General features: G+C 56.3%; 18 protein-coding genes and 1 tRNA gene. 13 read left to right on the plus strand and 6 right to left on the minus strand.

What is annotated here, in order from left to right:
* Positions 1-77, minus strand: a tRNA-Arg gene (locus tag ACY692_RS06000).
* Between the two features lie 426 nt (positions 78-503).
* On the opposite strand from ACY692_RS06000, the gene ACY692_RS06005 reads away from it, so the two are divergent.
* The 3 genes from ACY692_RS06005 (at position 504) to ACY692_RS06015 (ending at position 3,341) form a co-directional block, all read left to right on the plus strand.
* The gene (locus tag ACY692_RS06005; RefSeq protein ID WP_462324440.1) at positions 504-1,829 is read left to right on the plus strand and encodes a TolC family protein; all 1,326 of its coding nucleotides are present in this window, start codon (positions 504-506) and stop codon (positions 1,827-1,829) included.
* A gap of 155 nt (positions 1,830-1,984) precedes the next feature.
* Positions 1,985-2,446 (plus strand): chemotaxis protein CheX, encoded by a 462-nt coding sequence (locus ACY692_RS06010; RefSeq protein ID WP_462324441.1) that lies wholly within the window; start codon positions 1,985-1,987, stop codon positions 2,444-2,446.
* Between the two features lie 85 nt (positions 2,447-2,531).
* Positions 2,532-3,341 carry a hypothetical protein gene (locus ACY692_RS06015; protein WP_462324442.1) on the plus strand — a complete coding sequence of 270 codons (810 nt, stop codon included), beginning with the start codon at positions 2,532-2,534 and terminating at the stop codon, positions 3,339-3,341.
* On the opposite strand, the gene malQ is transcribed toward ACY692_RS06015, so the two are convergent.
* From malQ to ACY692_RS06030, 3 genes are all read right to left on the minus strand, one after another.
* Entirely contained in the window at positions 3,333-4,883 is a 1,551-nt protein-coding gene (gene malQ, locus ACY692_RS06020; protein ID WP_462324443.1) for a 4-alpha-glucanotransferase, read from the minus strand. The two genes, ACY692_RS06015 and malQ, sit on opposite strands and share 9 nt — an antisense overlap.
* Positions 4,884-4,887: 4 nt before the next feature.
* Positions 4,888-6,783, minus strand: coding sequence for a 1,4-alpha-glucan branching protein GlgB (gene glgB / locus ACY692_RS06025; RefSeq protein ID WP_462324444.1), 1,896 nt, complete (start codon positions 6,781-6,783; stop codon positions 4,888-4,890).
* Positions 6,784-7,026: 243 nt separating this feature from the next.
* Positions 7,027-7,884: a DNA polymerase III subunit delta' gene (locus ACY692_RS06030; protein ID WP_462324445.1), complete on the minus strand. Its 858-nt coding sequence runs from the start codon at positions 7,882-7,884 to the stop codon at positions 7,027-7,029.
* A 440-nt stretch (positions 7,885-8,324) separates the two neighbouring features.
* On the opposite strand from ACY692_RS06030, the gene ACY692_RS06035 reads away from it, so the two are divergent.
* The 8 genes from ACY692_RS06035 to ACY692_RS06070 all read left to right on the plus strand — a co-directional run bounded on the left by ACY692_RS06035 (position 8,325) and on the right by ACY692_RS06070 (position 17,211).
* A complete protein-coding gene (locus ACY692_RS06035; protein ID WP_462324491.1) occupies positions 8,325-9,122 on the plus strand; it encodes a 2-amino-3,7-dideoxy-D-threo-hept-6-ulosonate synthase in 798 nt (265 codons plus the stop codon).
* Positions 9,123-9,365: 243 nt separating this feature from the next.
* Positions 9,366-10,337 carry a 3-dehydroquinate synthase II gene (locus ACY692_RS06040; RefSeq protein ID WP_462324446.1) on the plus strand — a complete coding sequence of 324 codons (972 nt, stop codon included), beginning with the start codon at positions 9,366-9,368 and terminating at the stop codon, positions 10,335-10,337.
* Positions 10,338-10,347: 10 nt separating this feature from the next.
* The gene (gene pheA, locus ACY692_RS06045; RefSeq protein ID WP_462324447.1) at positions 10,348-11,421 is read left to right on the plus strand and encodes a prephenate dehydratase; all 1,074 of its coding nucleotides are present in this window, start codon (positions 10,348-10,350) and stop codon (positions 11,419-11,421) included.
* A 54-nt stretch (positions 11,422-11,475) separates the two neighbouring features.
* Positions 11,476-12,804: a 3-phosphoshikimate 1-carboxyvinyltransferase gene (aroA, locus tag ACY692_RS06050; protein ID WP_462324448.1), complete on the plus strand. Its 1,329-nt coding sequence runs from the start codon at positions 11,476-11,478 to the stop codon at positions 12,802-12,804.
* 92 nt (positions 12,805-12,896) lie between these two features.
* Complete coding sequence (locus ACY692_RS06055) at positions 12,897-13,646, plus strand: prephenate dehydrogenase/arogenate dehydrogenase family protein (protein WP_462324492.1); 750 nt, start codon at positions 12,897-12,899, stop codon at positions 13,644-13,646.
* A 132-nt stretch (positions 13,647-13,778) separates the two neighbouring features.
* Positions 13,779-15,131, plus strand: coding sequence for a glutamine synthetase family protein (locus tag ACY692_RS06060; RefSeq protein WP_462324449.1), 1,353 nt, complete (start codon positions 13,779-13,781; stop codon positions 15,129-15,131).
* 140 nt (positions 15,132-15,271) lie between these two features.
* Positions 15,272-16,279, plus strand: coding sequence for an NAD-dependent epimerase (locus ACY692_RS06065; protein ID WP_462324450.1), 1,008 nt, complete (start codon positions 15,272-15,274; stop codon positions 16,277-16,279).
* Between the two features lie 161 nt (positions 16,280-16,440).
* The gene (locus ACY692_RS06070) at positions 16,441-17,211 is read left to right on the plus strand and encodes a ParA family protein (RefSeq protein WP_462324451.1); all 771 of its coding nucleotides are present in this window, start codon (positions 16,441-16,443) and stop codon (positions 17,209-17,211) included.
* On the opposite strand, the gene ACY692_RS06075 is transcribed toward ACY692_RS06070, so the two are convergent.
* Positions 17,212-17,619: a hypothetical protein gene (locus ACY692_RS06075; protein ID WP_462324452.1), complete on the minus strand. Its 408-nt coding sequence runs from the start codon at positions 17,617-17,619 to the stop codon at positions 17,212-17,214.
* A gap of 180 nt (positions 17,620-17,799) precedes the next feature.
* Here ACY692_RS06075 and ACY692_RS06080 point away from each other — a divergent pair, with 180 nt between their 5' ends.
* Together ACY692_RS06080 and ACY692_RS06085 are read left to right on the plus strand one after the other, a co-directional pair.
* Positions 17,800-18,723, plus strand: a complete 924-nt coding sequence (locus tag ACY692_RS06080) for a ParB/RepB/Spo0J family partition protein (RefSeq protein WP_462324453.1) — start codon at positions 17,800-17,802, stop codon at positions 18,721-18,723.
* 6 nt (positions 18,724-18,729) lie between these two features.
* Complete coding sequence (locus ACY692_RS06085; RefSeq protein WP_462324454.1) at positions 18,730-19,746, plus strand: bifunctional heptose 7-phosphate kinase/heptose 1-phosphate adenyltransferase; 1,017 nt, start codon at positions 18,730-18,732, stop codon at positions 19,744-19,746.
* A 29-nt stretch (positions 19,747-19,775) separates the two neighbouring features.
* On the opposite strand, the gene ACY692_RS06090 is transcribed toward ACY692_RS06085, so the two are convergent.
* Positions 19,776-20,447 (minus strand): hypothetical protein, encoded by a 672-nt coding sequence (locus tag ACY692_RS06090; protein ID WP_462324455.1) that lies wholly within the window; start codon positions 20,445-20,447, stop codon positions 19,776-19,778.
* Between the last annotated feature and the right edge of the window lie 117 nt (positions 20,448-20,564).

Genomic DNA, 20,564 nt, shown 5'->3' on the forward strand with positions numbered 1-20,564 from the left:
TGGTGCTCCCGGCAGGATTCGAACCTGCGGCCCACGGATTCGAAGTCCGGCACTCTATCCAGCTGAGCTACGGAAGCAGTAATGGTTCACAGGGGCTAGTCCTCGGTGACGTGGCCGTGTTCGTTGTTCAGGGCCCAGAGAATGAGTCCGAGGGTGCAGAGTCCTGTGAGAAGAATGAGTCCTGTGTACAGCATGGCGTCCTCCTTCAGGTGGAACGGATTGACGGAAATAGGCTTTCGGGATTGTTTGGGACCATTTTTTAAGATACACGAGCTAGCCCCAATCGGAAAAAAGTTCAATGTTTTTTTGCCCAATGAGCCAACTTATAACGGGGATGCCGATCATAAGGGCCGCGCCCGCCTTTTCAATTGCTCCGCATGCCTTGATTTTTTGACTGAATTGGAAGAAGAGACCTGGTGTTATGCCACATGTCGGATATAGTCTCACCCCTCATTTGCTTTGAGCAACCGAGCCAAAAACGCCTGCTTTAGGGAGGCGATATCATGCGTCCCAGACCCTCCTACCCGTTAGTCCTGACAGCGATCGTGCTGTTTTTGTCCATCCCGTGTTCCGTGAGCGCTGCGGCTCCTTTGACCCTGACTATGGACCAGTGCATTACCAAGGGGTTGCGGGACAATCCTCGGCTGGAATCCCTGCGCAAGGAGATACGGGCTGCTGAATATGGTATCGATGCAGCAACGGGCGGACTTGGGCCCTCCATGACCGCCAACTATCGCTATCTGCGTCAGGAACACGATACGCCCTCTGCCACAATGGCTCAAGACGATTGGTTGCTCAACATCAACCTGCACCAGCCCCTGTTCACCGGTTTCAGACTCCTGAGCAATCTGGAAAAATCCCGCCTCACCAGGGATGTGGCTACGGCACGTTTGGAACAGGCTACCCAGGCATTCATCCTCAATGTGCGGCGCACCTTTTTGGCCCTTTTGCAGGCCCGGGAAAACGTGCGTAGTGCCGAGGACTCGCTGACCCGCCTGGAGTCCCAACTCAAGGTGATAGGCGCATTCTATGAAGTGGGCCTACGCCCCAAACTCGATGTCCTCCAGGCCGAGGTCGACGTGGCGCGGGCTGAGCAGCAGCTTCTGGCCGCTCAGATCGCTGTGCGGGTCCAGGCTTCCAGGCTCAACACCCTGTTGGATATTCCTGTCAAAAAAGATGTCAACTATCTCGGTGAGTTGTCGTTCGTACCCTTTCGCCATGATTTGCAATATTGCTTGGACACCTCTCGCAACCACCGGCCAGATATGGAAATCGCTGCCAAGACTATCGCCGTGGCCGAAAAAGAGTCCAAGGAGGTTGCCAGTGGATTTTATCCACAGGTAGGTGCCGACATTGATTATTATTCCCACGGCGACGAGTTCGATGCCTATGGGAATGACTACATTGGAGAACGGGACAATGACTATTGGACGGCCCAGGTGACCCTTTCATACCGCTTTTTTGAATCCGGCACCAATTACCATTCCTGGAAACAGGCCAGGGAAAAGGTCGCTGTTTTGCAACAGGATTACAAGAATCTGCAAAACGAGATCGCTTTCCAGGTCAAGTCCTCGTATGACACCCTCAAGGAGACCGCCCAGCGCATCGGAGTGACCAGGAAGGCCCTGGTCTCGGCCCGGGAGAGTTACCGCATGGCCAAGGCGCGGTATGAGGCCCAGGTGGGAACCAATACTGACGTACTCGACGCCCAGGCCAACGTTACCCAGGCCGAGGCCGACAAGACCCAGGCCCTGGCGGATTACCAGCAGGCCCTGGCCTCCTTGTACAATGCCATGGGGGTCAGGAACAATGGGTTGGGGTTCCAATGAGGAGGCTGTGGCATGTGCCGGCTCGCCGAGGCGGCGAGGGCCCCTCGGCTGTGGTCCGCTCCCGTGTAGGCGTCCTGGAGGCGGGGTGGCCATTTGTTTTGTCAGGGAAGTGATTACAATTTTTCACCATCAACGATTTGAGCCAGGAGAACCGGATGACCGATGTAGAGATTGCCAAGCCTTTCATCAAGGCCACCCAGAATATTCTATCGACCATGGCCATGTTGGAATCCAAGCCGGGTGCACCCTATGTCAAACAGGAGAAGGTGGCCAAGGGGGATGTTTCCGCGATTATCGGGATCACTGGTGACAAAAACGGCACGTTTGCCATCTCCTTTTCCAAGACATGCGCTGTTCAGCTCGTCAAGCGGATGCTTGGGGATGATGTGGATGATATCATGCAGGATGTTCAGGATGCGGTAGGGGAGGTCTCGAATATGATTTCCGGGCATGCCCGACTGGGGCTTTCCGATATGGGACTCAAGCTGCAAGGATCGACCCCGTCGGTGATCATGGGGGACAACCACGTGATTTCCCATATGACCAGGGCCGCTGTCGTCGCCATTCCCTTTGAGACCGAGTTTGGTAATTTTGCCGTGGAATTCTGTTTCGAGTGATGGTTGCGGGACCGGCGTTGTCCGTACACGAGTCGGGGTGGTTGGGAGAAGGACCGGATCAAAGCAGTGAGGAGGGAACAGGGACGTGCGTGACATCAATACGCAGGTCAGGGAATTGTTGCTCGGGGCGAGGGCCAGGGATACCAAAAAAATCCCGGCGGAATTCGACATGGTCGACATGCCTGTCGAAGGGGTGGCGGCCTATTGGCTTTCGTTGAAAAAAGTCCTTCTGGAGAAAAAAAACTCCGAACTACTCCTGACCGAGGCTGCGCACACAAAGGAAATTTTTGTCCGTCACGTCCTGGAGCTCTGTTCTTCTACCCTGGACCCCGGATCCATCCGGCGTTTCGCCAAGGCCAAAAAAGAGGTCTTGTTGGGGGATCTGCACCGAAAGTTCGTGCTTCTGGCCATCGCCCTTCTGGGTATAGCCGACAATGAAAATCCCCAGAAGGTCATGGTCCGTTTTCTGTCGAAGTTCGCTATCTCCCCGGTTTTTGAAAAACAGGTCTTCGAGGTCGCCCAACTGATCATTTCCAACCTGGACAACGGCTCCTTCAATCGAAAGAAATTCATGTCCCTACATATCCGGATGAAGCCGGAGGCGTTGCTGATCGTCCTGGTCGTCTATTGTATGCTTGTCAGGCGCAAAGGAGTCGCGGGGCTCGATCCCTTTGTCGAGTATATCCGGAACAGCTATTTTCTCGAGGGGTTGAATCTGATAAGGGATGGTTTTGACAAGGATTTTGTCAAATATCGTCTCAACCTGCAAAAGAAAGTGATCCTCGAGGAAAGCGAATGGAAGATGGATATGTCCACGGAACTGGGTGTGGCCCTGACCGAGCATGTATCCTATGATGATATGTATTTGATCGCCAAGTCCTATATGTTATCCTGATTCCTTTTTTCCTGTCGTGAGCGCCCGTTTTTGGGTCGAATCTCTTGTTCCACCCCTGCCATACAGCCAGGTCATCCTGGCAAGTTTTTGGGCCAGTTCGCGGGTGAGCCTATCCCCCTGCACCCTCCAGTCCCAGTTCCCCTCGGTTTTCGACGGTGTGTTCATCCGTGCCCTGCTATCGCATTCCAGGAGATCCTGGAGTGGAAAGACGCACAGCTCTGCCACGGACATCATGGCCATGCGGACCATTCCCCAGACTATCTCGCTGTTTTCCCCGTCCGTACCCAGGTATTCGGCGACAAGCCGCCGTTCCCGGGAACCGATGTCGTTGGTGTACCATCCCAACAGGGTGTTGTTGTCATGCGTTCCGGTATAGACGACGCTGTTCGGTCCGATGTTGTGGGGGATGTATGGATTGTTCGGCATGTCATCCGCAAAGGCGAATTGGAGAATCTTCATCCCTGGAAAGCCGAATTCGGCCATGAGCGCGCGGACGTCCTCGGTAATGTGCCCAAGGTCCTCGGCAACGATATCCACCTCCGGGAGTTCCGTACGGACCCGCTGGAAGAGACGCCGTCCCGGGCATGGCCGCCAGACCCCGTTCTGGGCGGTTTTCGAGCACGCGGGCACCTGCCAATAGGCGGCGAATCCACGGAAATGGTCCAGTCGGACCAGGTCGTACATAGACCCGTTGTGGCGTAACCGTTCGATCCACCAGGTAAAGCCGTTTTGCTCCATCCGTTCCCAGTTGTAGACCGGGTTGCCCCACAATTGTCCTTGTTTGCTGAAATAGTCCGGTGGCGCCCCGGCGACGTAGATAGGCATCCGTTTTGTGTCCAGCTCGTACAGCTCCGGGTGTGACCAGACGTCGCAACTATCCAGGCTGACATAGATGGGCATATCCCCGAACAGACGCACCCCCCTGTCCGTAGCGTACTGCTTGAGTCCGTTCCATTGTCCGTAGAAGATATACTGCTTGAACCGTTCCCGTTCGGTTTCCAGGCTGAGCCGTTCCCGCCATTGTCCCATACCCCCGGGGGTTCTCAGCTTGATCGTCTCCGGCCAGTAGTACCAGGGAAGCCCCTGGAAATGTTCTTTCAGGGCCGCGAACAGGGCATAGTCGTCGAGCCATGCCCGGTTCGCACCGATAAACCGTGCATAGCTCTCCCGTCCGGGAAGCCAGGACAAACCGTTTTCAAAGGCGATATTCAGGATGTGCGATTTCCACATCCCCACGTTTGCGTATTCGACCCGGTCCGGGGCGAAACCCGGTATCTCAAGGTGTTCAGGGCGGAGATATCCTTGTTCGGCGAGGATGTCCGGGCTGATGAACAAGGGGTTCCCAGCAAAGGCGGAGTAGGCATTGTATGGGGAATTGCCCGTCCCGCTGTTGGTGGGTGTCAGCGGGAGGATCTGCCAATAGGATTGTTGGGATTGGGCCAGATAGTCCACGAACCGGTGCGCGCCCGGTCCAAGGTCTCCAATCCCGTAATCCGAGGGGAGGGAGGAAATGTGCAGGAGAATGCCGCTCGCCCTGTCCATTGGTTCAGCCCTGGGCCAGGAATTGGGGTTTGAAAAAAACCACGCTCAGGGGCGGGAGGACCAACTCTCCGAGAAAGGGACGATTGTTCCAGCTGGTCTCCATGGCCTCGACCCCCCCCCCGTTGCCGGCGTTGCTTCCCCCGTAACGGTCCCCGTCACTGTTCAGTATCTCTTTCCATGTGCCGCCCAAAGGCAGACCGACCCGATACCCGTGTCTGGGGACAGGCGTGAAGTTGCAGGCGACCAGGATGATTTCGTCCCCATACTTACGGAAGAATGTGAGTACGCTCTGGTCGGCGTCGTGGCAATCTTCCCAGGAAAAGCCGGCCTGTTCATAGTCCCAGGCATGCAGTGCCGGCTCATGCGCATAGGTCCGGTTCAGATCCTTGACCCATTCCTTGATTCCTCTATGGGCTGGATAATCCAGAAGATTCCAGTCCAGGGAGGATTCGTGGTTCCATTCTCTCCATTGTCCTATTTCGCCCCCCATAAAAATAAGTTTTTTCCCGGGCTGCCCGAACATGTACCCAAAAAGAAGCCGCAGGTTGGCCATTTTTTGCCAGGGATCCCCGGGCATCTTGTCCAGGAGGGATCCTTTCTGGTGCACGACCTCGTCATGGGAAAGCGGGAGGAGAAAGTTTTCAGTGTAGGCGTACCAGATGCTGAAGGTCAGCTGGTCCTGATGGAATTTGCGGTGGACCGGCTCTTTGGCCATGTAGCTCAACGTGTCGTTCATCCAGCCCATGTTCCATTTCATGCCGAAACCCAGCCCTCCCACATAGACGGGGTGGGAGACCATGGGCCAGGAGGTGGACTCTTCGGCAATCGTCTGAACGTCGGGATGGTGTTCGTAAACGACCGTGTTCAGGCGGCGGAGAAATTCCAACGCCTCAAGATTCTCGTTCCCCCCGAATTGGTTGGGAATCCATTCTCCGTCTTTTCTTGAATAGTCCAGGTAGATCATGGAGGCAACGGCATCCACCCGCAGACCATCCACATGGTAGGTGTCGAGCCAAAACAGGGCGCTGCTGATGAGATAGGCCTGGACCTCGTACCGGCCGTAATTGAAAATGGAGCTGTGCCAGTCGGGATGGAACCCCTTGCGCACGTCTTCGTGCTCGAACAGGCAGGTCCCGTCGAACCTGTACAGACCATGTCCGTCCGTGGGGAAATGGGACGGCACCCAGTCCAGGATCACCCCTATCCCTTTTTGGTGCAGGTGATCGACCATGTACATGAAGTCCTGCGGTGTCCCGTAGCGGCTTGTCGGTGCGAAGTAGCCCACGGTCTGGTATCCCCACGACCCATAAAACGGGTGTTCCATGATGGGCATGATCTCAACGTGGGTGAAACCCGTTTCCAGGACGTAGTCGGCCAAGAGGTGGGCCAGTGTCCGGTAGTCCAGATAGTTGTCCGGGTCGTCCGGGCTCCGTCTCCATGACCCCAAATGGACCTCATAGATGGACATGGGGCTTTTGAGCCCGTTTTTTTCTCTGCGATCCCTCATCCACTGTTCATCATTCCAGTCGTAATCGAGGTCCCAGATTTTCGAGGCCGTCCGCGGAGCCCGTTCCCAATAGACGGCAAAGGGGTCTCCCTTTTCGGCTATTCCATCGCCGTTTCCCTGTTCCAGACGGAATTTGTACTCTTGTCCGGCCTCCGCTCCGGGTATGAACCCTTCCCAAATCCCCGAACCATCCTGGCGGACCCGGAGCGGGGAGGCTGCCGGATCCCAATGGTTGAAGGCCCCAATGACATGGACGGATCGTGCGTTCGGGGCCCATAGCGCGAACCGTGTTCCGGTCTCCCCGTCATACTCCATGGGGTGGGCCCCGAGTTTGTCGTGGAGCCGATAGTGGCGTCCTTGTTTGAAGAGATAGATGTCGTGGTCGGTAATCATATGCTCGCCCGTAGGGTTCTCATGATCGGCATGAGTCGGTCTAAAACAGCCGTAACAGCCGACACGTGGTCCCGGATCCGGTCCGGGAATTGTTGGCAGGGATTGCATTGGTACATTCCAGGGTCCTGCGCGGCTCTGTAATCCCGGCTATGCCGGGCTGGGGGAATCACGCGGTCTCTTTGCGTATCTCATCCAACTGGAGGCATGTGGATGTTTGGAGGACCATGGAAGAAAGGTCGGTCATCATTCTTTTGCCTGTAGCGTCTCCCAGAATCTGACCGCGGTCCAATCCATGACCAATGCGGGATTTGTCCGTTTTTCCAGTGCGTCCAGCCCATGGGACAGTATATGCTCCAGCCGGTCAAAAACGGTGTTGTTTTGTCGGGACACCAGATAGGCGCTCAGTGGAGTGGTGTCTTTTTTTTGTGAATAATGGACGACACCCCGTTGGTATCTGAGCAGCATTTTTTTTGCCAGGTTCGCGTCCACGCTATTTTTTTTCCCTGTCCGTACGAACCAGTCCTGACCCGTATCCAAAAACCGGACAAAGGCTTGCTCCCACTCCAGGATATCCTCGGCGGGTTCTTCGTTCTTCGGCCAGGGCAGTGTGAGTACGAAACTCCGGGATACCAGTGTGGGCAAGAGATTTCCCCGTTGGGGGGTCAACAGAACAAAAACGTTCCCGGGGCCCGGTTCCTCCATCGACTTGAGCAGAACGTTGGCCGCAGGAAGATCCATATTCTGTGCCCCGGCGAGGATGATTACCCTCTTGCCCGCGCCGCTTGGTGACTGTCCCATGAACCCCTTTACCTTGCGGACATCGGCGATAAGTATCTGCGAATCTCTGCCGTCGATAATTTCCATGTCCCTGAAGACCTGCTCCCTGATCTGGAGGCACGTGGGGCAATTTGAACAGGGGGGGGAGGGCTCTTGGCAATTGAGCAGCCCTGTCCAATAAAGGGCCAGCTCGAAACGGGCAGCCCCATTCCCCCCCTCCAGCAGGAGTGAATTGGGAGCATCATGGGCCAATGTGTCAAGATAGCGTACTATTCTATCCTGGCCAAGGGGGCGGAGCGGTTTTTTTTGATCGGTATGTTCCATGTGAAACATCGGTCCGGTTTGGTGGGGATGTGGTGGTTGTGATCCATGCGTACACCCGTTTTCGACGGATATTTTTTCTACTTTCCCCATCTGTCAGGGGTCTTGTCAATGCGATTTTCGTTCTTGTCCCATCTGTCCCCTTTTTTTACATTCCCACTCAATGGCATCTGAAAAAAACCCTTGACGCCTCCGAACCCCTCGGGCAAAAGGAATTCCATGAACTCATCCAACCAGACCCTCTTCTCCAACGCATATTTCTTTTTTTGGTATTATTTTGTGTTGACCTGTGGTCTGGACGGGGGCGTGTAGTTTTTTACCATTTGCACACATCTACCAAAAGGGCCGCAGGCGACATGCCGGCGGCCCTTTTTTTCATCCGGACGCCGGCTTCTCCCCTGACCCTTCCCACCCAAAACATCCGCACCAGCGGGGAGGACATCATGCAGGCAGGAAAAGATCTTCGTTTAGAGCGTATCCTCAATGCCGAATCCGGTAAAACCATTCTTGTCCCCATGGACCATGGCACCAGCCTCGGTCCCATTCCCGGCCTGATCTCACCCACAAAGGCGGTGGACAACATAGCTGCCGGCGGCGCCGATGCCGTGCTCATGCACAAAGGGCTGGTCCGTTCCGCCTACGCCGGACATGCCAGGGACCTCGCCCTGATCATGCACATGTCCGCGTCCACGGACCTCTCCACCCGCCCCAATGCCAAACGTCTGGTTGCCACGGTTGAAGAAGCGGTCAAGATGGGCGCTGATGCGGTATCCGTGCACGTCAACCTTGGCGATGAGACAGAATCGTCCATGCTCGCCGATCTCGGCCAGGTAGCGCAGGTCGCCCAGGAATGGGGCATGCCCTTGTTGGCCATGATCTACGGCCGTGGCCCCAAGATTTCCAATTCTATGGCTCCCTCCGTCGTCGCCCATTGCGCCCGGATTGGTGAAGAACTCGGCGCCGATATCGTCAAGGTTTCTTACACCGGTGATGTTGATTCATTCGCCAGGGTGTGCGAGGGGTGTTCGATCCCCGTGGTCATTGCCGGGGGGCCCAAGATGGATACGCGTGACGATATTCTCCGTATGGCCCACGATTCTGTCCGTGCCGGCGGTGCGGGCCTTTCCATTGGCCGCAATGTCTTCCAGGACCCTGACCCGACCGGTCTGGTCAGTGCCCTGCACGCCATTGTACACAAAGGGCAGGGAGTGGAAAGAGCCATGAACATGTTGGCTGCCTGAACCCACCCGGTTTTGGAATGTTTCGTTCGCTCTCCAAAGGGGACAATTATCCGTACCGATGCCCCCACATGGGCTGTTGGGCCGCTAGCTCCTCTGAGCATTCTGTCCGCAAACACCAAGTTGTCAAACAGGCAGTGCCCCGTCCGGGTCATCATGGGATGTAATCACTCGCTGTAGCCACGTCACTCTCCACGACTGCGTCCATGCCCACGTTGCTACGAGATTTCAGAAAGGATATCCACAATGCGCCGAACCATCTATTTCAAAGCTGTTCCCTTTTCCAAAAATGATGTCACCCTGGCCCTGGAGTCCGGTGTGGACGGCATCATTACTGATCCTGATCATGTTCCGGAAATCGAAGCCCTTGGGCGGGTTCCCGTCATCCCTTCCGATGCAATTTTTTTCAAAACCCTAACCCGCAAGGAAGACGAGGAAGAGGTCGTTGCCGCCCTGTCGGAAAAACGTGGAGCCGTTCTCGGGATTGGTTGGGAGATCATCCCTGTGGAAAATATCCTCGCTCAGGAACCTGCCCTCGGTCTTGAGGTGGATTCCCTCGACGCGGCACGCGTGGGAGCCGGTATTCTTGAAATGGGGGTATCCACCCTTGTCGTCCTGCCCCAGGCTATTTCTCAACTCAAGGATATCGTACGCGAAATGAAGCTATCCCAAGGGACCATGCCCCTTGAATCCGCCGAGGTTATCTCGGTCACACCTGTGGGACTCGGTCATCGCGTCTGCGTGGATACCCTGTCACTCCTGGATACCGGCCAGGGCATGCTCGTGGGCAACACCAGCGGTTTTTCCTTTTTGGTCCATGCGGAAACCGAAGCCAATCCCTATGTCGCTCCCAGGCCTTTCCGCATCAATGCCGGCGGGGTACATTCCTACGGCATGCTTCCCGATGACCGCACAGCCTATCTCGAGGAACTCGTCCCCGGCCGGGAGGTGCTCATCGTGGGAGCCGACGGAAACACTACCACCGCCGTGGTGGGGCGGTGCAAGACCGAAGTCCGTCCCATGCTCATGGTCACCGCTAAGATCGGTGGGAGAACCGGATGTGTTTTTTTGCAGAACGCCGAGACCATCCGCCTGGTCCGTGATGACGCAACCCCGGTGAGTGTGGTTCTCCTGGCTCCGGGCGATCGCATTCTCTGCCATCAGGACGTGGCCGGCCGTCATTTCGGCATGCGCATTACCGAAGATATCCGCGAATAGGGGAGTGGTCATGAATGATCCTTTTGCCGGGCTCAGGCATTCCATCGATGAGGTCGATTCGCAGCTGCTCGCACTTCTCAATAAACGGGCCGAACTCAGTCTCCAGGTCGGCACGGTCAAGAACAAGGGCAATTTTCCCATCCTCAATCCCAAGAGGGAAAAGGACCTCATCCTCAATCTTGAGAATATCAATACCGGTCCGTTGCCCAATGAGCATCTGCGCAGCATTTACCGGGAGATCATGTCCTCCTCCCGCAGACTCCAGGCCCCGCTCACCGTGGCCTATCTGGGTCCCAAGGGCACATTTTCCTACTACGCCGGGGTTGAAGCCCTTGGTTCGAGTCTGGACTATGTACCGCAGCGGGATCTTGAATCCGTGTTCCAGGCAGTGGCCTTTGGCAAGACCCAGCTCGGCATCGTCCCCTTTGAGAATTCTCTCAACGGTGGGGTCGGCCAGAGTATGGACCTGTTCTTACGCTACGGGGTTTCCGTTCAGGCCGAGACCTATTCCCGTATCAGCCATTGTCTGCACTGCACGTCGGGTGATCTGGACGGAGTGACCCATGTTTTCTCCCACCCCCAGGCCCTGTCCCAGTGTACCGGATGGCTCAGAAATGCCGTGCCCCAGGCCGAACTCGTTCCCACGGAAAGCACCGGAGCGGCGGTCGAATCGGCCCTCGAATATCCGGGCGGCGCGGTGATCGGGCACATTTCTCTTGGCTCGGGAGAGACCCTGCGTTGTCTGGCCCAGGATATTCAGGACGAACCCGACAATTGGACCAGATTTCTCATCCTTGCCAAACACCCCTACGCGGGCGAATCCCGTGACAAAACCTCGCTTTTGATGACCCTTCCCGACAAACCCGGATCCCTGCAACGCATTCTGGCCATTTTTTCCGATGCCGGGATCAATATGACCAAGCTGGAATCGCGCCCCCTGCGTCTTGAACGATGGAAGTACGCTTTTTTCATCGATCTGCAGACCGATCTTACCGATCCGGCAACAACCACGGTCATGGACCAGCTCCGGGACCAGGCCCAGTCCCTGCGTATCCTGGGAAGTTACACCACCTGGACCGAATAACCCCGGCGTTCTCCCTGTGCACCATCAATCCGGACCCTTTTACTCACCAAGGCCATGAAAACCGTATCCATCACCGCCCCCCCCTCGAAGTCCCTGTCTCACCGTGCCCTTATCTGCGCGGCCCTGTCACCGTCAGCCTGCGTGGTTTCAAACGTACTTGCCAGTGATGATCTGGATCGCACCCGTGAGTGCCTCCAATGTCTGGGAGCACGGTTCCAACCCGCAGACCATGGGTTTTACGTTCAGGGAACAGGGGGGCGCGATTTTTCCGGCCAACGCGTTGATCTTTTCGTGGGCGAATCCGGGACCACGTGTCGTCTGGTCACCGGCGTCATCGCCGCTTTTGCCGGTGATTTTTGCATCCATGGGGCCGGGCGGATGCATGATCGTCCCATGACCGCTTTGGTCAAGGCGTTGTCCAGATTCGGGGTCACGTTTACTTTTGAGGAAAAACAGGGCTTTTTGCCCCTGATCGCCCACAGTGCCGGGACATTTGGTGAGCGGGTCTCCATCGATATTTCCGAGAGCAGCCAGTTTCTGTCCGCTTTGCTGCTGGCCGTTCCCTTTGCCCAGGATACGGTGACCATTTCTCTCGAGGGCGGCAAAGTGGTCTCCTGGCCGTATGTGGCTCTCACCCTTCAGGTTATGGAGGATTTCGGGGTCGCAGTGGACGTCCAGACAGGCGGGGATACCCGATGGGAATCCGTTGATTGGCGGACCCTTCAGGCTGTTTCCCCTGAATCCGTCAGGTTCCGCATAGAACCGCAGACGTACGCCATCTCCCAATACGCAGTGGAGGGCGATTGGTCCAACGCGTCCTATTTTCTGGCGGCAGGGGCCGTCGGGTCATCGCCGGTATGCGTCTCTGGCATCCGTCCTGACTCCATGCAGGGGGATCGGGCCGTCCTCGATATTCTCAAGACCATGGGGGCCGCGTCCGTTTGGGACGAAAACGGTTGTACCGTGTTTCCTTCCCGGTTGACCGGAACCCGTGTGGACATGTCTTCCTGTCCGGATATCGTCCCCACCGTCGCGGTTGCGGCCTGTTTCGCGTCCGGCCCCACCGAGATCCGCGGGGTTGCTCATCTCCGATTCAAGGAGAGCGATCGTCTCGAAGCGGTCGCCTCCCAACTGCGGCTTGCAGGACAGAGGGTCGATGTGCTCGATGACGGCCTGGTTATCCATCCGCGGCCTTTTGGGCCCGGAGCCAGGGTTTCGCTCTCGTCCTTCAGCGATCACCGCATTGCCATGAGTTTGAGTATCCTCGGCTGTGGCGGTATAGAGCCGGTGTTTGATGCCCCGGGGTGTGTGTCCAAGTCCTTTCCCGGTTTTTGGAAGCTGTGGGGGGAGGTTCTTCAAGGGGCTGGTGGACCATCGGACTGATCAGCCATCGGACATCTTCCTGCTGTATGGTTGTGCCGATTTTCCATCCGTAGGGGCCTTCCCTCCATTTTTTTACCGAGACGGGTTGTGTGATGATTTCTCCTTTTTTGCAAAAAGTGGCCATATTCGGCTCCCGCGGGAACATGGGCGGGTTTTTTATGGACCGTTTTCTCTCCATCGGACTGGACGTATATGGGTTTGACCTGCCCATGGATATCAACCTGCTTTCCAGGGTTGTTCCTAACGTGGATCTGGTCCTGCTCGCGGTGCCCATCCCGGCCATGGACCGCTGCCTCGGGGCCATTTCGCGACTCTTACGCCCGACGACCATCCTGGCCGACCTTTGCTCGGTGAAGACCCTTCCCATTGAAAAAATGCTCCAGGCCTTTCCCGGGTCCGTCGTTGGGACCCATCCCCTGTTCGGCCCCCAGCCCAGCGAGAAAGATCTCCGCGTGGCCATCTGCCCGGCACGCGATCCAGAGGGTGCCGAGCGTCTTGAAGAAGTTTTAGCCATGTGTTCCCTGGCCACATTCCGAACCGATCCCGCCGAACATGACAAGGCCATGGCCTTTGTTCAGGGCCTCAACTATGTGGGCACCTTGGCCTATTTTTGTGCCCACGAACATGACGATACCCTGGAGCAATTTCTCACCCCGTCCTTTGCCAGGCGTATGGATGCGGCCCAAAAAATGGTTGTGGAGGATGGACCATTGTTTGGGACCCTGTGCGAGAACAATCCGTACATGGCCACCTCTATCCGTAAGTATCTCAAGGTCCTCGGCCTGGCGGCGGCCGGCGATTATGAGCTCCTCCGTGACAGGGCCCTCCAGTGGTGGGAATAATCTGCTGGCCATTATCTACAAAATTGTTTATTCTCCGTGACCAGTTTCCACCGTCTTTTCGTGGACGCACCACGCCAATGCGGGATCGGGTCGGCCCACCCACTTGTCACCCTCTTAGCAGGAGAAAACACCATGGAAGAATATCCCATTTTTAATTGCAAAACCTCGGATGATGTTATCAAGGCGGTTCAGGACTATCGTATCTCCTTTGTCCAGTTCTGGTTCGTGGATGTCCTTGGTACCCTCAAAAGTTTTCAGGTCACGCCCAGCGAGCTCGAGGCCGCCTTTGAAGAGGGGATGGGGTTCGATGGTTCCTCTATCGAGGGATTTTGTCGGATCCATGAAAGCGACATGATCGCCTATCCCGATGCCTCTTCCTTCCAGATGGTCTCCTGGCGGCCCACGCAACGTCCTGTGGCCCGAATGTTCTGCGATATCGTCAAGCCTGACGGCACCCCGTACGAGGGCGACAGCCGTTACGCATTGAAGCGGATGCTCGCACGGGCTGCGGAAAAGGGATATACAATGTATGTAGGCCCTGAGCTGGAGTTTTTTCTTTTTGAAAACGACCGGGAACCGTCCTACACCGATTTGGGGGGCTATTTTGACGCCCCTCCTCTGGACCTGGGCAATGACATCCGCCGGGACATCATTTTCTCCCTCAAACGTATGGGCATCAAGGTGGAATACTCCCACCACGAGGTCGCACCCAGCCAGCACGAGATCGATCTGCGTTATGACGAGGCCCTGAAAATGGCGGACACGGCCATCACCTACAAGGTCATCGTCAAGGAAGTGGCACGCAAACACGGGTGCTACGCCACGTTCATGCCCAAACCCGTTTTTGGGGTGAATGGTTCGGGCATGCATGTGCACCAGTCGCTGTTCAAAAACGGCAGGAACATTTTTTTCGACGCCCATGACAAGGACGGGTTCAGCCTGAGCGCCGAGGGAAAATCCTATATCGCCGGTATCCTCACGCACGCCAAGGAGCTGACCGCCATTTGTAACCAGTGGGTCAACTCCTACAAACGCCTTGTTCCCGGGTACGAGGCCCCTGTGTACATCGCTTGGGCACGGCGCAACCGGTCCTCCCTGGTCCGTGTGCCCATGTACAAACCGGGCAAAGAAGCGGCGACCCGTATAGAACTCCGCTCCCCGGATCCGGCCTGTAATTCTTATCTCGCCTATGCGGCCATGCTCGCTGCCGGTCTCAAGGGGATGGACGAGAACTATGTCCTCGAGGCCCCGGTGGAAGAGGATATCTACGACATGGACGATGCGGAGCGCGCTGCCAAGGGCATCGGCAATCTTCCCGGAAGCCTGATCGAGGCTGTTCATTGTCTGGAAGAGAGTGGTGTCGTCCGGGACGCACTGGGTGAACACATCTTCAAAAAATTCATCGACAACAAAAAGGTCGAGTGGGATGAGTACCGGACCCAGATCACCGATTTTGAAATCAAGAAGTACTTCCCCTTGCTGTAGTCGCGCAGATTTTCCGAGGACACAACTCCGGCCCGGAGGCGCTGCCTCCGGGCTTTTGCGTTCTTGACCCTGCCGGGGTTTCGTGCTTGTAACTCCTCCAGAAAACACAATCTATGCCCATACCCACATCAGGAGACTCCATGAATATACTCGTCACAGGTGCCGCCGGGTTTATCGGATTCCACCTTTGCAAACGGTTTCTCGACCAGGGACACGCCGTCACCGGCATCGACAATCTGAATGATTATTATTCGGTTGCCCTCAAGAAGGACAGACTGGCCATGCTCGAAGGGCGTGACGGATTTACCTTCATCAAAATGGACCTCGCCGACCGGGAGTCCATGCAGGAACTTTTTGCGGTCCGGGGATTCACCCATGTCGTCAATCTGGCAGCCCAGGCAGGGGTAAGATACAGCATCATGAACCCCCTGTCCTATGTGGACAGCAATCTCCTTGGCTTCGCCAATATTCTCGAGGGATGCCGCCATAACAAGGTCGAGCATCTGGTTTTTGCTTCTTCCAGCTCCGTCTATGGGTTGAATGCGTCCATGCCTTTTTCTGTGCACGACAATGTGGACCATCCCATCAGCCTGTATGCGGCCAGCAAGAAATCCAACGAACTCATGGCCCACAGCTACAGCTATCTGTACAACCTCCCCTGTACGGGACTGCGTTTTTTCACCGTGTACGGCCCATGGGGCCGTCCGGACATGGCCCTGTTTCTTTTTACCAAGGCCATCCTTGACCAAAAGCCCATGCAGGTTTTCAATCACGGCAAAATGGAACGTGACTTCACCTATATCGACGACATCATTGAGGGGGTGGTCCGCGTCACAGCCAAGACCCCGGCACCCAACCCCGATTGGGACCCGACGGCTCCTGATCCGGGCTCGGCACCGACACCGTACAAGATTTACAACATCGGGAATAACAATACCGTGGAGCTCGGCCGGTTCATAGAGGTCATCGAGGACCATCTCGGCCGCAAGGGGATCAAGGAGATGCTCCCCATGCAGCCCGGTGACGTTGCGGCCACCTATGCCAATGTGGACGATCTCATGCGGGATGTCGGGTTTAAACCGCAGACTCCCATCGAGGAGGGGATCGGAAAATTTATTGGTTGGTACAAGGAATACTACTCTGTCTAGCCAATGTTTTTCTGGGAGAATCCAAGGCAGCGGAAAAACCCGCTGCCTTTTTTTTGGGTTTCACATTGACACCGATTCACTCGTCCCCGTATAGGTCATGGCGAATGGCCGTCATGAGATGTTTCACGTGAAACAATACCCAAAAAACAAGCGAGGCGAGAGTGGCTCGAACTATCGTTGTGGCGAATCAGAAGGGGGGAGTGGGCAAAACGACGACAACCGTCAACCTGGCGGCGTCGCTGGCTGTGATGGAAAAGAACGTCCTGGTTGTCGACTGCGACCCCCAGGCCAACGCCTCGAGTGGATTGGGAATCGATGTGGGAGAGAAAAGCCGTAATCTGTACACGGCGATGTTTGATGTGGACCAGGCCGAGGGTGCGGTGTGCGGAACCGAACTCCCGTATTTGCATGTTCTTCCGTCCACCCATGATCTCGTGGGCGCTGATCTGGAACTGGTAGAAGAGAAGAAACGGGAATTTTTTGTGGCCAACCTGGTGCGCGGCTTGGAACAGCGGTATGAATATATTTTTTTGGACTGCCCGCCGTCCCTGGGATTGGTGACGGTCAATGCCCTGTGTGCCGGGAAGGAACTGCTCATTCCCCTGCAATGCGAGTACTATGCATTGGAGGGGGTTGCCCAGCTGGTGCAGACGTATGAAGCGGTCAAGAAGAGACTGAACCCGGAGCTGGATATCATGGGGGTCGTCCTGACCATGTTCGACAAGCGCAACCGACTCTCGTTCCAGGTCGAAAACGAGGTCAGGACCTATTTCCCGGACAAGACGTTCAGGACCAAGATCCCCAGAAATGTCAGGCTTTCCGAGGCGCCGAGCCACGGAAAGCCTGCGATCACCTATGATATCAGGTCGACGGGGACCCAGGCCTATATCGCTCTGGCCCGGGAGATTCTGGGGACTAGCTCATCCTTGTAACTATTTTTTTTCGCTGAAAGGGGTGCAGGTGCAGGCGATTTTGTCCTTGAAGTGCTGTTTGGTAATCCTCGCCTTGCATTCCATGCACTGGAACGTGGTCATTCCACCGATGTTCGCCGCCTTGAGCCGGAATTTTCTCGGATCGTCAGCCGTCCAATCCTGGGTGGTGTTCCCACATTGCTCACAGGTGACATCCATGTCCACCCCGTAGGGGAAGTCCCAGAAATCCAAGAGGCGGTTCCAGTCATCCATGGGTTCGGGCACCGGTGGCCGGGATTTTTCAATATGGCGGTCAATGATCGGCTGGACCTCGCTGGCGATGGCCTTCCAAAGATCGGGGGAAATGAAGACACCAAACATGGTTCCCTGGGTGTCGTAAAGCGGGGTAATATTTTTTTGTGTGCCCATTGGATCACTCCCTGGTTGTTGGCTTGAGCGGTTAGCTGTTTGGCAAAAAAACGTTCCCGGCTGTCCCGGGTCGGGAGCGTAGGCCGGGGCGTGCATTCGGCAGGGGTCCTGCGACCCATGCCACACACGCGTCTCGGATAGCGTTTATAATCATGGGGAACGAAAAAGCAAGGTAATGTTATGAGCGTCAAGAACAGAGGACTTGGAAGGGGGCTGGACCTATTGCTCAAGGGGTCCGGGTCCGATCCGGTGGATGAGGAGATGCAGGGGGCCACGGAAGTCGCCTTGTCCGAGATTTTTCCCAATCCTGCCCAGCCCAGACAGCATTTTTCCGAAGAGGGGATCGATGACCTGGCCCGGTCCATCCAGGCCCAGGGGGTTCTGCAGCCGATACTGGTCCGTCCCCGCAAGGACGACCAGACCGGGTATGAAATCGTTGCCGGAGAAAGGAGGTGGCGAGCGACTCAGCGCACGGACCGTTTGACCATTCCCGTCCTGGTCCGGGAGATAGACGATAAAGAGACCCTGGCCATTGCCCTCATTGAAAATCTGCAGCGCGAGGATCTCAACCCTATTGAAGAGGCCATGGGGTTGAACCGCATACGGGACGAGCTCGGTCTCAGTCAGGAGGAATTGGCCAACCGGGTGGGCAAGAGCCGTTCAGCCGTGGCCAACAGCATGCGTCTGCTCAATCTACCGGAGCGGGTCAAAGAGGATCTGGAGAACAAGGCGATCACCCCCGGCCATGCCCGGGCCTATCTTTCCATGGACACGCCGGAGGGCCAGAATCACGTCCATGGTCAGGTCGTCACAAAAAATCTCAATGTCCGCCAGACCGAGGTCCTTGTGCGGAACATGATCGCCAAAAAGGATTTGGAGGACGGACAGGAGGATGGCCCGGCCAAGGAGGCTGCCAAACGGTTCTGCAAACAGTGCCGATCCGAGCTGGAGGGTTTCATGGGAAAACGCAAGGGACTTTCGCTCCGGGTGACTGGGGGGCCGGCCAAGGGGGCCATCACCCTGAGCTACGCCACGAGCCGGGAAAGAGAGCGGATACTGAGGATCATGGAGCAGGGTGCCGGCCGAATGGACGAGGAGGTATAGACACGCATGACCATGATCGAGAAACGTGCACTGCTGGAGAGTCTTGGAGGTCTCAGGGACGTACCTGTTCTTATCGTCGGGGACATCATGCTCGATCATTACCAGTGGGGATGGGCCGATCGGATATCCCCGGAAGCACCCGTCCCGGTGGTTTCGGTCGAACGGGAGACCTGGAAGCTGGGAGGGGCCGGGAACGTGGCTAGAAACGTCAAGAGGCTCGGGGGATCGCCGTGTCTCGTGTCCATGGTCGGGGACGATGCTGCGGGAGCAAAAATCGAGGGGCTGCTGGATGACAAGAACATTGAACACCACCTGGTCCGTACAAAACGTCCAACGACCATCAAGACCCGGATCATCGCCGGGAGCCAGCAGATGCTCCGGGTGGACCAGGAGAAAAAGGGACGCATGTCTCCGGCAACCAGGGAGCGGTTCGCAAAGACCCTTGGCGCGCGGGGCAAGAATGTTGGGAGCGGTGTCGTTTCGGATTACGGCAAGGGGGTCATCTGCCCCGAGGTCCTGGGGATCTTGAGGGGATGCTTGCCCAATGGAAGGGTGTTTGTCGATCCCAAAATCGAGAATTACGGGATCTATGGGGACCATTACCTCATGACCCCCAACGCCAAGGAGGCCGCAGAGAGCGTGCAAGGATCCATGGAAACCCCACTGGAGATACTCGGGGTGGGACGGCGGATCATCGCGGAGAAAAACCTGCAGAATCTTCTCATCACCCTGGGCGGGCGGGGCATGGTCCTGTTTTCTGAAGATGGACGGGTTGCACATATCCCAACGGTCGCCCAGGACGTGTTCGACGTCACCGGGGCCGGGGATACCGTAATCGGGGTCCTTGCCCTCTGTTTGAGCGCGGGGATGGATCTGTTGACGGGGTGCGTTCTCGCCAATTGCGCCGCCGGGATTGTCGTGGGCCAGGTGGGGACGGCCGCTGTCGAATTGGATGATCTCGTCCGTTGGCTGGAGGGGAGCAGGCTGCCCGAGATCAGCTATTGGCACGAGATGGAGGGATGAATCCCGGAAGGTTCAGGTGGGAGACACCATCACTTGCTGTCGCTGCTGGTGAGCACGTGGTTCATTAATTGTTGGAGTTTACCCATGTCATCGAGGAACATTTCTTCAAGCTGGTCCAGACGTTCGTTGAGCCGCGTGGTGTTCCCGGAGCTATTTTCGGCAACCGGGTGCTCACGGAGTGCGGTGATCATCGCATGGTGGTCCTTGTGGGCATGGTAGAGTTTACACAATGCCTGTTTGCACCGGGTCGACGATTCCTGAAGACGCTGGCGATGGGACGTCTCTTCCCCAAGGCGCTGTTCTAGCAGGGCGATGGTCGCACTTGTCTGATTGTCCCGTTCCATGAGCGCATCAATTTTCTTGCTCTGATCGCTGACGACTTCCAGGAACTGGACGAGTTTTGCCTGGAGCTCGCTGTTGTCGGACCGGACCAATGCCTGGGATTCTGTTGGTGCGTCGATATCGATGGTCTTTGGAAGTTCCTTTTGGAGAAGGGCCTCAACTTCTTCCTTTTTATGTCCCTTGGAGTACAGCTCGGAGATCCTGGTCAAGATGGAACCGGCATCAGGGGCGTACATGGTCATCCGCCCGATCTTTCTGTGTGGAAGGTAGGAGGCGAAGAGTTTTGCGTAACGCCTGGCTGTCGGTTCAGGGATTTGGAGCCGCCGGGCCATGGCCGTCAAACTGAGCCAATCATTCATGGTGTCCTCTTGGGGAAGGTCAGGTCGATTACGGATGGGTTTGTACCGTGAGTCGCAAGGATAAAATGGTTATGGGACCAAATCCGTACCAATATTGATACATACCGATAGCTGACA

Source organism: Desulfoplanes sp. (assembly GCF_054921335.1).